This is a genomic window from Actinocorallia longicatena, assembly GCF_039534125.1.
In the GTDB taxonomy this organism is placed as follows: Bacteria; Actinomycetota; Actinomycetes; order Streptosporangiales; family Streptosporangiaceae; genus Actinocorallia; species Actinocorallia longicatena.
Window position 1 is genome coordinate 38,101 of the sequence record NZ_BAAAUV010000009.1, and the last position, 12,721, is coordinate 50,821.

13 protein-coding genes are annotated in these 12,721 nt (G+C 71.7%); 6 read left to right on the forward strand and 7 right to left on the reverse strand.

All coding sequences use genetic code 11. The annotated features are described in order from the left end of the window. Positions 1-68: 68 nt before the first annotated feature. Both hemQ and hemG read right to left on the reverse strand, forming a co-directional pair. Positions 69-710: a hydrogen peroxide-dependent heme synthase gene (hemQ, locus tag ABD785_RS19775; RefSeq protein ID WP_344830926.1), complete on the reverse strand. Its 642-nt coding sequence runs from the start codon at positions 708-710 to the stop codon at positions 69-71. A 43-nt stretch (positions 711-753) separates the two neighbouring features. Beyond that, on the reverse strand, positions 754-2,175 hold the full coding sequence (gene hemG, locus ABD785_RS19780; protein ID WP_344830270.1) for a protoporphyrinogen oxidase: 1,422 nt from the start codon (positions 2,173-2,175) through the stop codon (positions 754-756). Between the two features lie 121 nt (positions 2,176-2,296). On the opposite strand from hemG, the gene ABD785_RS19785 reads away from it, so the two are divergent. Further along, entirely contained in the window at positions 2,297-3,217 is a 921-nt protein-coding gene (locus ABD785_RS19785; protein WP_344830273.1) for a DUF4349 domain-containing protein, read from the forward strand. Positions 3,218-3,225: 8 nt separating this feature from the next. Here the strand turns inward: ABD785_RS19785 and hemE are convergent, their stop codons facing one another. After that, positions 3,226-4,269 (reverse strand): uroporphyrinogen decarboxylase, encoded by a 1,044-nt coding sequence (gene hemE, locus ABD785_RS19790; protein ID WP_344830276.1) that lies wholly within the window; start codon positions 4,267-4,269, stop codon positions 3,226-3,228. 199 nt (positions 4,270-4,468) lie between these two features. On the opposite strand from hemE, the gene ABD785_RS19795 reads away from it, so the two are divergent. From ABD785_RS19795 to efeU, 3 genes are all read left to right on the forward strand, one after another. Then, complete coding sequence (locus ABD785_RS19795; protein ID WP_344830278.1) at positions 4,469-5,020, forward strand: DUF3000 domain-containing protein; 552 nt, start codon at positions 4,469-4,471, stop codon at positions 5,018-5,020. Between the two features lie 4 nt (positions 5,021-5,024). After that, positions 5,025-6,272: a ribonuclease D gene (locus ABD785_RS19800; RefSeq protein ID WP_344830281.1), complete on the forward strand. Its 1,248-nt coding sequence runs from the start codon at positions 5,025-5,027 to the stop codon at positions 6,270-6,272. A gap of 115 nt (positions 6,273-6,387) precedes the next feature. Continuing rightward, a complete protein-coding gene (gene efeU, locus ABD785_RS19805) occupies positions 6,388-7,230 on the forward strand; it encodes an iron uptake transporter permease EfeU (protein WP_344830283.1) in 843 nt (280 codons plus the stop codon). A 43-nt stretch (positions 7,231-7,273) separates the two neighbouring features. On the opposite strand, the gene ABD785_RS19810 is transcribed toward efeU, so the two are convergent. Genes ABD785_RS19810 through ABD785_RS19825 form a run of 4 tightly spaced genes read right to left on the reverse strand, consistent with a single transcriptional unit; the run spans position 7,274 to position 10,716 of the window. After that, a complete protein-coding gene (locus ABD785_RS19810) occupies positions 7,274-8,476 on the reverse strand; it encodes an ABC transporter permease (protein WP_344830285.1) in 1,203 nt (400 codons plus the stop codon). Beyond that, a complete protein-coding gene (locus ABD785_RS19815) occupies positions 8,473-9,141 on the reverse strand; it encodes an ABC transporter ATP-binding protein (RefSeq protein WP_344830288.1) in 669 nt (222 codons plus the stop codon). Before ABD785_RS19815 ends, ABD785_RS19810 begins: the two co-directional genes overlap by 4 nt. Continuing rightward, positions 9,134-10,165 (reverse strand): peptidoglycan-binding protein, encoded by a 1,032-nt coding sequence (locus ABD785_RS19820; protein ID WP_344830291.1) that lies wholly within the window; start codon positions 10,163-10,165, stop codon positions 9,134-9,136. The genes ABD785_RS19815 and ABD785_RS19820 overlap by 8 nt, the downstream gene beginning before the upstream one ends. Continuing rightward, positions 10,162-10,716 (reverse strand): hypothetical protein, encoded by a 555-nt coding sequence (locus ABD785_RS19825; RefSeq protein WP_344830293.1) that lies wholly within the window; start codon positions 10,714-10,716, stop codon positions 10,162-10,164. The genes ABD785_RS19820 and ABD785_RS19825 overlap by 4 nt, the downstream gene beginning before the upstream one ends. Before the next feature lie 128 nt (positions 10,717-10,844). Between ABD785_RS19825 and ABD785_RS19830 the strand changes: the two genes are divergently transcribed. Together ABD785_RS19830 and ABD785_RS19835 are read left to right on the forward strand one after the other, a co-directional pair. Next, positions 10,845-11,504 carry a response regulator transcription factor gene (locus ABD785_RS19830; protein ID WP_344830295.1) on the forward strand — a complete coding sequence of 220 codons (660 nt, stop codon included), beginning with the start codon at positions 10,845-10,847 and terminating at the stop codon, positions 11,502-11,504. After that, positions 11,495-12,721 carry a sensor histidine kinase gene (locus tag ABD785_RS19835; RefSeq protein WP_344830296.1) on the forward strand — a complete coding sequence of 409 codons (1,227 nt, stop codon included), beginning with the start codon at positions 11,495-11,497 and terminating at the stop codon, positions 12,719-12,721. The genes ABD785_RS19830 and ABD785_RS19835 overlap by 10 nt, the downstream gene beginning before the upstream one ends.

Sequence of the window (12,721 nt, forward strand, 5' to 3'; positions counted from 1 at the left end):
CGTTTGCCCGGTTCGCGGCCGTTCCCGGCTTCCGCGACGCTCTCGTTACTGGAGAGCGTCCCGCGGGCCTACTGGAGGGCGAGGACGAGCTCGGAGACGGGCTTGCGGCGCCCGGTGTAGAAGGGCACCTCCTCGCGCACGTGCCGGCGGGCGGTCGAGGCCCGCAGATCGCGCATCAGGTCGACGATGCGGTGCAGCTCGTCGGCCTCGAAGGCCAGCATCCACTCGTAGTCGCCGAGCGCGAAGCTGGCGACGGTGTTGGCGCGGACGTCGGCGTAGCCGCGGGCCATCTTGCCGTGCTCGGCGAGCATCTGACGGCGCTCCGCGTCGGGCAGCAGGTACCACTCGTAGGAGCGCACGAACGGGTAGACGCAGACGTAGTCGCGCGCCTCCTCGCCGGCCAGGAACGCCGGGATGTGGCTCTTGTTGAACTCCGCGGGGCGGTGCAGGGCCATCGCCGACCAGACCGGGCTGGAGTGCCGGCCGAGCGTGGTCTTGCGGAAGGCCGAGTAGACCTCCTGGAGCTCGTCGCTGTCGGTGGCGTGCCACCAGAACATGTAGTCGGCGTCGGCGCGCAGGCCGGACACGTCGTACAGGCCCCGGGTGGTGACGTCCTTGGCGTCGTAGGCGTCGATCAGTTCCTGGACCTCGCCCGCGATGGCGGTGCGCTCGTCGGGCAGCACCCGGTCGGCCTTGAACACCGACCACATCGTGTACCGGATGACCTGGTTGAGGTCCCTGGCCTTGGGCTTCTCAGTCACTTTCGACTTCCTTCAGCTGGTCGATGACGCGGGCGGCGGCCGCCCGCGCGGTGGAGACGCAGGCCGGGATGCCGACCCCATCGTAGGCCGCGCCGCAGAGGGCGAGGCCCTGGTGAGGGGCGATGGCGCTGCGGATGCGGGCGACCCGGTCGAGGTGGCCCACGGTGTACTGCGGGAGGGCGCCGCCCCAGCGGGTGACGCGCGTGTCGATCGGCAGCTCGCCGACGTGGCAGGTCCCGGCGAGCTCGGTCATCGCGACGGCCTTGAGCTCGGAGTCCGGGCGCTGGAGCGTGTGCTCCTCGCCGAACCGGCCGATGGAGGCCCGCACCAGGACGAGGTTGGGGTCGCGCTCGCGCAGCCACGGCCACTTCACCGAGCTGAAGGTCACGGCCTTCACCGCGCGTCCCTCGACGGCGGGGACGAGGTAGCCCGAGCCGTCGGGCAGCCGGGGGAAGGCTGTGGAGTGGTAGGCCAGGCTGACGATGGCCATGCTCGCGTAGGGGATGCCGTCGAGCTCCTTGGCGGCCGCCGGCACGAGGTCGGCCAGCAGCCGTGCGGCCGGGCTCGCCGGGACGGCCAGCACGACGGCGTCGACGTCGAGGAACACCGGTTCGGGCCGCGGCCCCGTGACGAGCCGGTAGCCCCGCCGGGTGCGGTGCAGCTCGCGGGTCATCGCCGAGGTCCTGATGGTCGCCCCGGCCCGTTCCAGGGCCTCGGCGAGCAGCCGCGGCAGCGTGCCGATCCCGCCGCGCAGCGTGGTGAAGACCGGCCCCGCGTCGGCGGGCGCGGCCTCCTTGACGGCCTTCGCCGCCATGATCAGCGATCGGTGGGTGCGGGAGGCGTGCGCGAGCTGCGGCAGGGTCGCCTCGAACGACAGGTCCTCGACCCGGCCCGCGTAGACGCCGCCCAGGAGCGGCTCGACCAGCCGGTCGACGGCCTCTTTCCCGAGACGGTCCCCCACGAAGTCGGCGACCGACAGGTCCGAGCCGCGCGGGGTCGGGCGCCTCGCCAGATCGAGGGCGGCCCGCGCCACCCCGGCCTGCGACAGCACTCCGGTGGCGGCCAGCGCCTTCAGGTCGGACGGTACGCCCATCACCTGCCCGGCGGGCATCGGCCGCAGCTCCCCGTGGCTGAACAGTCCCGCCGTGGTCGTGCCCGGGTAGACCAGCCGGTCGGCCAGGCCGAGATCGCGGACCAGGTCGAGCCCCTCGGGCCTTCTGGCCAGCATCGACTCGGCGCCCTCGTCCAGGGCCTGCCCGGCCAGCTCGCTGTTCCTCAGCTTCCCGCCGACCTCGGGCGAGCCCTCCAGGACGGTGACCCTCAGGCCCGCCTTGGTCAGGAACCAGGCGGCGGCCAGCCCTGCGATGCCGCCGCCCACCACCGCCACATGCCTCTCGTTCACGCCTTCCACCATCCCAGACCCTGCGCGGTTTCCCGACCAGGCCCCCCGGTGAGATCCGTGCGTGAGCCCGGCGTCACCGAAAGGTGACCTGCGCCGGGCAACGCCCGGCCCGCAAGGATCCGTCTTAAGTCGCATGAAGATGCGAAAGGTCCTGTGCGCACTGGCCACGGTCGCTCTCGTGGCCGGCTGCGCCGCCGACGGCGACTCCAAGACCGACGCCGGCCTGCCCGCCATGGCCTCGGCCCCCCAGGCCGACAAGGAGATGGCCGACGCCGGCGCGGCCAAGGAACCCGAACCGGGCGAGGTCAAGAACGTCCAGGTCACCCAGCAGTCCGCCCCCGAACAGCGGATCGTCGCCTACACCGCCACCCTGCGGGTCCGCGCCGACAAGGTCGAGGACGCCGCCGCGAAGGCCAAGACCTTCGTGCTCGGCGCGGGCGGCTACGTGGGCTCGGAGAACACCGGCGGCGACCCGGTCACCGCGATGCTCACCCTCAAGGTCCCCTCGGCGCAGTACCCGGCGATCCTGAACCGGCTCTCGACCGAGCTGGGCAAGAAGATCTCCCTGGAACAGTCGGCGGAGGACGTCACCGAGCAGATCGCCGACGTCGACTCCCGGATCAAGTCCGCCAAGTCGGCGCTCGACCGGCTCCGCACGCTCCTCGGCCAGGCCAAGACCATCGGCGAGGTGCTGCGCGTCAGCGGCGAGATCGACACCCGGCAGGCCGATCTGGAAGCCCTCCAGGCCCGGCAGAAGTCGCTGGCGCAGCGCACCACCTTCGCGACCGTCACGCTGGAGATCGTCCCGCCGCCCCTGGCGCCCGTGGAGCCGAAGAAGAAGGACGACCGGGGCGGCTTCCTCGGCGGTCTCGAGAACGGCTGGAACGCCTTCACCGCCTTCGTCGACGGCACCCTGACCGTCGTCGGCGCGCTGCTGCCCTTCGCGGTCCTGGCCCTGCTGCTGGCCGTCCCGGCGCTGTGGCTCCGGCGCCGCCGCAGGGCCGTCCCGCCCGCTCCCCCGATCGAGCCGGAGCGCGAGAAGGAGGCCGTGTAGCCCCGCCCCTACCCCTCGGCGGCGAGCCTGGCCGACTCGGTGTGCACGAAATCGGCCAGGCGCCGCAGCTGCTCGGGGTCCGTGCTGGGCAGCACGCCGTGGCCGAGGTTGAACACGTGGCCCTCGGCGGTGCGGCCGCGGCGCAGGATCTCGCGGGTGCGCTCCTCGACGACCTCCCAGGGGGCCAGCAGGATCGCCGGGTCGAGGTTGCCCTGGAGCGCCTTGCCCGCCGGGACGCGCCGGGCGGCCTCGTCCAGGGGGACGCGCCAGTCGACGCCCACGACGTCGGCGCCGGTCTCGCCGAGCTGCCCGAGGAGCTCACCCGTCCCGACCCCGAAGTGGATCTTCGGAACCTGGTCGCCGATGGCGTCGAAGATCTTCTTGGTGTGCGGGAAGACGAACTCGCGGTAGTCCTCCGGGGCGACGGCGCCGACCCAGGAGTCGAAGAGCTGGATCGCGCTGACGCCCGCGTCGATCTGGGTCTGCAGGAACGTGATCGTGATGTCGGCGAGGGCGTCGAGCACGGAGAACCACAGGTCCGGGGCCCCGTACATCATGGCCTTGGTGTGGTCGTGGTTCTTGGAGGGCCCGCCCTCGATCAGGTAGGACGCCAGCGTGAACGGCGCGCCGGCGAAGCCGATCAGGGGGATGTGGCCGAGCTCGCCGACCAGGCCCTTGATGGCGTCGGAGACGTAGGGGACGTCATCGGGCGTCAGGGGACGCAGCCGGGACACCGCGGCCCTGTCGCGGATCGGGTCGGCGATGACCGGGCCGACGCCGGGCTTGATGTCCAGGTCGATGCCGATGGCCTTGAGGGGCACCACGATGTCGCTGAAGAAGATCGCGGCGTCGACGGCGTACCGGCGGACGGGCTGCATCGTGATCTCCACGATGAGGTCCGGTGTGGCGCAGGCCTCCAGCATCGCGGTTCCCTCGCGGACCCGCAGGTACTCGGGCAGCGAACGGCCCGCCTGGCGCATGAACCACACCGGCGTGTGCGGGACGGGCTGACGGCGGCAGGCGCGCAGGAACGTGGACTCTTCTGCTGGCATGCGTCCGATGGTCCCACGAACTCCGGGGAGCGCAGCGCCGGGGTCCGGAAGCCGTTCGTAGGGAGATTCGGGACACGCCGTTAAAATTCCCACCATTCTCGTCCCAGATGTGTCACTTTCAAACGTGCCCCCTTCGCCCCAGAGCCCTACCGGCGTGGCATCACCGCCTTCCGGCCCATCGGAGACCTACGCTCGGCAGATGACTCCCCCGACCGAGTTCCTGCGGGCCCTCGACACCTTCTCCGCCGCCCTGACCGGCGACCCGGAGCGGCCTGAGCTCGAGTTCGAGGAGATGCCCGCCCCCCAGCGGCTCGCCCCCCACGCGGCCGCGGTCTCGGCCGCCGTGGTCCGCGACGACAACGAGCTGGCGGTCGGCCGGCTGATCCTGCTGTTCGATCCGGCCGGGCGCAGCGGCTGGCACGGAACGTTCCGGCTCGTCGCCTACGTGCGCGCCGACCTGGAACCGGAGATGGCCGAGGACCCCCTCATCGGGACGGTCGCCTGGAGCTGGCTCATGGAGGCCCTGGAATCGGCCGGGGCGGCGGTCGAGTCCGGGACGATCACCCGGGCCGTTTCGGAGAGTTTCGGCGAGAAGCAGGACGAACCCTCCACCACGGAGCTCGAACTCAGGGCATCCTGGTCCCCGACGGGAGACGATCTCGCCCCCCACGTCCTGGCGTGGACCGAGGTCATGTGCATGGCCGCGGGCCTCCCCCCGCGCGGAGTCAGCGAGCTGAAGGACGTACGGTAGCTAGGTGGACGAAGGTCAGGAGCAGGCGGCAGCGTTGCCGCTTTTGGAACCGCGCGAGGGCATCCCGCCCGTCGTGGCGACCGACCGGGACCTCGACGCCGTGGTGGCCGCGTTCCTCGCGGGCACCGGGCCGGTCGCGGTCGACGCCGAACGGGCGTCGGGCTACCGCTACGGCCAGCGCGCCTACCTGATCCAGCTCCGCCGCGAGGGGGCCGGGACCGCGCTGATCGACCCGGTGGCCTGCCCGAACCTGAACGACCTGAACCGGGCCCTGGCCGATGTCGAGTGGGTCCTCCACGCGGCCAACCAGGACCTTCCGTGCCTGCTGGAGCTGGGCATGGCGCCCCGGAACCTGTTCGACACCGAGCTCGCCGGGCGCCTGCTGGGCCATCCGCGGGTCGGGCTGGGCGCCATGGTCGAGTCGATCCTCGGCTACGCCCTCGAGAAGGGCCACTCGGCGGCCGACTGGTCGACCAGGCCGCTGCCCGAGGACTGGCTGCGCTACGCCGCCCTCGACGTCGAGCTCCTCGTCGACCTCCGCGACGCCCTCCACGAGGAGCTGGTCGCGACCGGCAAGCTCGACTGGGCGCTCCAGGAGTTCGCCGCCATCGTCGACGCCCCGCCCAAGCAGCCACGCCAGGACCCGTGGCGGCGCACGTCCGGGATCCACCGGGTCCGCAACCGGCGGGCCCTCGCGATCGTCCGTGAGGTCTGGGAGACCCGCGAGGAGATCGCCAGGGAGCTCGACCTGTCCCCCGGCCGGGTGCTGCCCGACAACGCGATCACCGAGATGGCGCTGAACCAGCCGCGCACCATGGCCGACCTGTTCCTCATCCCGGCCGTCAAGGGCCGCAACGCCCGCCGGCACACCACCCAGTGGCTGCGGGCCGTGTCGCGGGCCAGGGCGCTGCCCGACTCCCGGCTGCCCGACCAGAACCTGCCCGGCGACGGCCCGCCGCCCGCGCACCGCTGGGCCGAGCGCGACCCGGTCGCCGCGGCCCGCCTCAGCAGCGCCCGCACGGTCGTGGCCGCACTGGCCGACGAACACCACCTGCCGAGCGAGAACCTGCTCCAGCCGGACGCCGTCCGGCGCCTGTCGTGGTCGCCGCCCGGGGACATCGCCGGGGACAGCGTCTCGGCGGCGCTGTCGGGCCTCGGCGCCCGCGCCTGGCAGGCCGACCTGGTCGCGATCCCCCTGGCCAAGGCCTGGCAGCGCCTGGACGCCAAGGGCATCGAAGCACCCCAGACTTAGACGCTTCTCACCTGGACCGTGCTAGGCAGTTCGGTCGATCAGGGCCATACTGGGCATGAGGTTAGCCAAACCTAATCCCCGACAACGTCCCTGATCGATCCCCCGGAGTGTCCCCGTGTTCCTCGGCAACTTCCTCATCGGCCTGCGTGAGGGCCTCGAAGCGGCCCTGGTCGTCTCGATCCTCATCGCCTATCTGGTGAAGACGGGGAACCGGAAGGCCCTGATCCCGGTCTGGACGGGCATCCTCGCGGCCGTCGCGCTGAGCGTCGCCTTCGCGCTCGCCCTGCAGTACCTGGTCGACCAGGAGAACCACTTCAAGATCCAGGAGCTGACCGGCGGCATCCTGTCGATCGTCGCGGTCGGGCTGGTCACCTGGATGGTCTTCTGGATGCGCAAGGCCGCCCGGGGCATCAAGGCCGAGCTCGAGGGCAGGCTCGACGACGCCATCGACATGGGCCCCCGGGCGCTGGCGATCGTGGCGTTCCTGTCGGTCGGGCGCGAGGGCCTGGAGACCGCCCTGTTCCTGTGGACCAACATCACCCACTCCAACGGCTCCGCGGTCGAGCCGGTCTCCGGCGCCGTCGTGGGCCTGCTGACGGCCGTCGTGCTGGGCTACCTGCTGTACCGGGGCGGGCTGAACCTCAACCTCAAGAAGTTCTTCACCTGGACGGGCGCCGCGCTGATCGTCGTCGCGGCGGGCGTGCTCGGCTACGGCTTCCACGACCTCCAAGAGGCCGACGTCCTGCCCGGCCTGAACTCCGTGGCGCTGAAGCCGTCGGAGTTCTTCGCCGAGCTCGGCGAGGCCGGCAAGTGGCTGCAGACGGTCTTCCAGGGCGTCCTGAACGTCACCCCGATCATCACCTGGCTCCAGCTCGTCATGTGGTTCGCCTACCTCGTCCCGGTGATGTACCTGTTCCTGCGGCCGGCGCCGAAGAAGCAGCCCGTCACCAGCGCCTGACAGCAGGCGCCGGGGACGGGCCGCACCGGCGGGCGGAGGGCCCTCACGCGGTCAGGGCGACCGTCGGGGAGAGCCGGGCCGCCCGCATCGCCGGATAGATCCCGGCGAAGGTGCCGATCGCCAGGGTCGCCCCCACTCCCCCGGCGACCGCCCACAGCGGGACGACCGGGGGCCAGTCCTTCCACGTGGCGTAGCCGAAGGTCGCCAGCGCGCCGAGGACCGCCCCCGCGAGCCCGCCCAGCGCCGACAGCATCAGCGACTCGGTCAGGAACTGGAGCCGGACCTGGCCGCGCGTCGCCCCGAGGGAGCGCCGCAGCCCGATCTCCTTCCTGCGCTCCAGCACCGAGATGACCATGGTGTTGGCGACCCCGACGCCGCCGACGAGCAGCGCGACCGCGCCGAGCCCCAGCAGCAGCCCGGTGAAGGCGCCGGACGCCTCCGCCTTGGCCTGGAGCGCGTCCGAGGGCCTGCTGACGGTGACCTCCTCGGGGTTCTCCGGATTGACGGTCCGGCCGAGCACCCCGCGGACGGCCTCGACCGAGGCGTCGGTGGAGCGCTCGTAGAGCGTGGTCGGGTGCCGGTCGAAGCCCAGGTAGGTCTCGGCGGCGTCCCAGCCGACGAGGACCGACCGGTCGATCTCCGGTGCCAGCTCGATCGAGCCGAGGATGCCGACCACGGTGAACCAGCGCTTGCCGATCCACACCCGGACGCCCACCGAGTGCACGCCGAGCCGCTCGGCGGCCTTGTCCCCCAGCGCCACCTCGGGATAGGCGGTCGCGGTGAGGTACTTGCCGGTGACCACCGTGCCGTCCAGGGTCTTCAGCAGATCGGGGGTGGCGGCCAGCACGGCCAGCCCGCCCGTGACCGTCTCGTCGATCTTGCTGGTGCGGCGGACGGTCTTGCCCGTGTCCCCGACGCCCGCGACGCTGAGCACCGGCTTGATCCGCCCGACCATCGCGACCGACTCCTCCGGCAGCTTGGAGTCGTCACCGAAGATCGACTTTCCGGCGCTGACCGTCAGGAGGTTGGTGCCGAGGGTGTCGAGGCGGCGCAGGAGCTGCTCCTTGCTGGAGGCCGAGATCCCGATGACCGACACCATCGTGGCGATGCCGATCGCGATGCCCAGCGCCGACAGGACCACCCGGATCGGCCGGGACCGCAGTCCCGCCGCGCCGACCCGCAGGGTGTCGCCGCCGCGCAGCCGGGCCGGGCGCAGCCCGCTCCCGCCCTTCGCCCGGCGCCTCACTGGACCAGCCCGTCGCGGACGTGGACCTGCCGGGGCGTGCGCGCCGCGATCTCCTGGTCGTGTGTGATGATCGCGATCGTGGTGCCCGCGTCGTTCAGGTCGGTGAGCACCCTGAGGACCTCCTCGCCGTTGACCGAGTCCAGATTGCCGGTCGGCTCGTCGGCCAGGAGCAGCTCCGGATCGCCGACGACCGCCCTGGCCACCGCGACGCGCTGCTGCTCACCGCCCGACATCTCGTGCGGCTTGTGCGTCTTGCGGTGGCCGAGGCCCACCCGTTCGAGCGCGGCGGCCGCCCGCTCACGCCGCTCGGCGATCGGCACGCCCCCGTACAGCAGGCCGTCGGCGACGTTGTCGAGCGCGCTGATCCCGTGGGCGAGATGAAACTGCTGGAACACGAAGCCCAGGTGCCGGGCGCGGAGCGCCGAGAGCTCGCCGTCGCTCAGCCCCGCCACCTCGTGGCCCGCGATCCGCACCTCCCCCGAGGTCGGCAGGTCCAGGGTCCCGATCATGTGCAGCAGGGTCGACTTGCCCGACCCCGACGGCCCGACGATCGCGGTCAGCTCGCCCGCCCTGATCAGCAGGTCGACGCCCTTCAGCACCTCCACGCTCCCGTAGGACTTCGTGACGCCCTTCAGCTCCACGATCGGCTCGCCCCGCTCAGCCATGGGGGACCGTCACCTTCATGCCCTCCTTGAGGCCCTCCCCCTCGACCTCGACCCGGCCGTCGCCGAAGACGCCCAGCTCGACGCCCGTCAGCCGGGTCGCGCCGTTCTCCGACACCTCGACCCCGAAACCGCCCTCCGACAGGGCGATCAGGGCCTCCACCGGAACGGACAGGACGTTCTTGCGGCGCTCGCTCTCGAGATCGACCGTGACCGGGGCCTGGTCGATCCTGCCGGTCTTCGCCTTGCCGAGGGAGATCTCCAGGTCGACGGTCTCCTCGGAGTCCTGGGACACCTTCTTGGCGACCGTTCCGACCGTGGTGATGCGGCCGTCGAAGGAGTCGCCCGAGGGCAGGTTGACCGTGGCCTTCGCCCCCAGCCTGGCCAGGTTCTGCGCGGTGGCGACCAGGTCGACGTGGACCGTGCGGGTGGTGCCGGTGACCGAGAAGCCGGCCGGGCCGCGCGCGCCCACCGCCGTCTTGACCTCCTTGACGCGGACCGCGCCCGGCTGGAAGACGATCTGGTCGGCGGTGACCGTCCCGGTCTCGTCGAGGCCGCGGTCCTCCTGCCACTCGCGCACGGCCGAGGCGGTCGCGGAGGTGTAGTCCTCGTCGACGGTCAGGTCGTCGCCGTAGCCGAGGGCCTTCAGGTTGGCCTCGAGCTGCTTGACGTCCTTGCCCTCGGTGCCGCTTCCGAGCTGCCGGTACATCGGGATCCGGCCGTACATCAGGGTGACGGGGCTGCCGTCGATCTTCGCGAGGGACTTGCCCCGCTTGACGATCGCGCCCTCGGCGGGCGTCCAGGTGACGACGCCCGCCGGGCCCGCGGTCAGGTTCCGCTCGTCTCCGTAGGTGAGGGTGCCGTCGACGTTCTCGGTGTCGACCAGGTCGCCCCGCTCGATGTCGGCGGTCTTCACGCTCTTGGCGGCCGCGGGCTGGGTACTGCCGTCCTGGAGGACGGCGAAGAGCCCGCCGCCGGAGGCGGCGACCACGACGGCCCCGGCCGCCAGGGCGCGCCGCCGCCTCACTTCTCCTCCTTGCGCGTCATGGGCCCGCCTCCGTTGGGGAGCAGCTTCGCGCACTCCTTGTTGGCGGTCTCGACCTTCGGGTCCTTGCCCGGGCCCCCCTCGCCGCCGCGCGGCGGCCCCTCGATCTTCAGCTCGCCGTTGGCCCCCGGGTCCTGCATCTTGACCCCGTGCTCGCGCATGCACTGGGCGAACTTGACCAGAGCGTCGCGGACGGCCGGATCGTTGGCGTCCGGCGGGGCGATACCGCCCTGCGCGAGGATCGGCTGGCATTTCTTCATCGCCGCCTCGGTCTTTTTCATGTCCCCCTTTCCACCGCCGAAAGCCATCCCTTTCCCGTCCGGGGTCTTCTGGAGCTTCGCGCCGTTGTCGCGCATGCACTGCTCGAACTTCACCCTGGCGTCCTCCTCGCTGAGCGAGGGGGTCGCGCTGGCGGACGGGGTGGCCCCGCCCTTGTTCAGGCTGGCCACACCGTCGTCGCCGCCTTTGTCTCCGCAGGCAGAGAGCGTGCAGAGGGCCAGAGCCGCCAGCGGTAGCGCCCACATCGATCGCATGATGTCTCATCCCTTTCCTGGGGTTGCCGACATTCCAGCGAGTCATCGATTAACAGCGCATTAGCCGCCTTATAGCGGCTTAACCCGGCCTGGTGCATTCTGAGCGGGGACAATGGCGGGGAGGAAACATGCGCGTGCTGGTCGTCGAGGACGAGGAGATCCTCGCGGGCGCCATCGCCGAGGGGCTGCGCGAGGAGGCGATGGCCGTCGACATCGCGCTCGACGGAGGGACCGCGCTGGAGCTGGCCTCCTACATCGACTACGACGTGATCGTGCTCGACCGGGACCTGCCCGTCGTGCACGGCGACGAGGTCTGCCGCTCGCTGGCCGCCCGCAGGACCCCCGCCCGGATCCTGATGCTGACCGCCGCCTCCGAGGTCGGCTCCCGCATCGACGGCCTGGGCCTGGGCGCCGACGACTACCTCGGCAAGCCGTTCGTGTTCGCCGAGCTCGTCGCCCGGATCCGGTCGCTGGCCCGGCGGACCGCCCCGCCGCTCCCGCCCGTCCTGGAGCGGGGCGGGATCCGGCTCGACCCGCACAAGCGGACCGCCTCCCGCGACGGCCGGCCGCTCCAGCTCACCAACAAGGAGTTCGCGGTCCTCGAGGAACTGCTGCGGGCCGAAGGGGGGGTGCTGAGCGCCGAGGACCTGCTCGACCGGGCCTGGGACGAGAACATCGATCCGTTCAGCAACATCGTGCGGGTCGCTATGGCCACGCTGCGCAAGAAGCTGGGCGCGCCGCAGGCCATCGAGACCGTCACGGGAGCGGGGTACCGGCTGTGCGGCTGAGCGTCAGGACCCGGCTGACCCTGATCTACGGCGGGCTCGTGCTGGCGATGGCGGCCGCCCTCGTCACCGTCACCTACCTCCAGTCCGTCCGGACCATCAACAACTCCTTCGGCAAGGTCCAGGTCATGCTGCCCTCGGACGGCCTCCGCCCGGGCCCCGACGTGCCCTTCCCGGCCTCGGGCGGTGACGAGCGGCCCGCGCCGAACAGGATCCAGAGCTATGTCGACAACGCGGTCGCCAGGGACGTGGCGGGCCGCAAGCAGGACGCCCTGAGCGCCCTCGTGCAGAGCTCCCTGATCATCTTCCTGATCTTCGCGGTGGTCGCGCTGCTGGTCAGCCATCTCGTGGCCCGGCGGATGCTGCGGCCGCTGGCGAAGATCACCGCGACCGCGCAGCGCCTGTCGCACAGCTCACTGCACGAGCGGATCGCGCTGGAGGGGCCGAGCGACGAGATCAAGGATCTCGCCGACACCTTCGACGCCATGCTCGACCGGCTGCATCTCGCCTTCGACTCCCAGCGCAGGTTCGTCGCCAACGCCAGCCACGAGCTCCGCACCCCGCTGACGATCAACAGGACCGTCCTGGAGGTGGCGCTGGCCAGGAGGTCCACCCCGGAGGAGACGAAGATCCTCGCCGGGACGCTGCTGGAGACCACCTCACGGCACGAGCGCCTCATCGAGGGCCTGCTCCTGCTGGCCCGCTCGGAGAACGAGCCGCAGGAGCGCGTCCCGGTGGACCTGTCCGAGCTGGCCGCCAGCTCCCTGGACGATCTGGCCGTCCCCGACGGCGTCCTGGTCGAACGGCGGCTCAGCCCGGCGGCGACCGCCGGCGAACCCGTCCTGCTCGAACGCTGCGTCGCCAACCTGCTGGAGAACGCCGCCCGCTACAACCTCCCCGACGGCCGGATCTGGATCAGCACCTGGCAGGAGCACGGCTGGTCGGTCGTCCGGGTCGAGAACACCGGCGCGACCGTCCCCAGCCACGCCCTGGACACGATCTACGAGCCCTTCCGCCGGCTGCGGCCCGACCGCACCGGGTCGAAGAAGGGCGCGGGCCTGGGCCTGTCCATCGTCCGCTCCGTGGTCAGGGCGCACGGCGGCACCCTGGAGACCCACGCCCGCCCCGAGGGCGGCGGCCTGCTGACGATCCTGCGCTTCCCCGCGGCCTCACCGCCCGCGGCACAGCCCTCGGGGAACGCTTCTGCGGCCCCGGTCTAG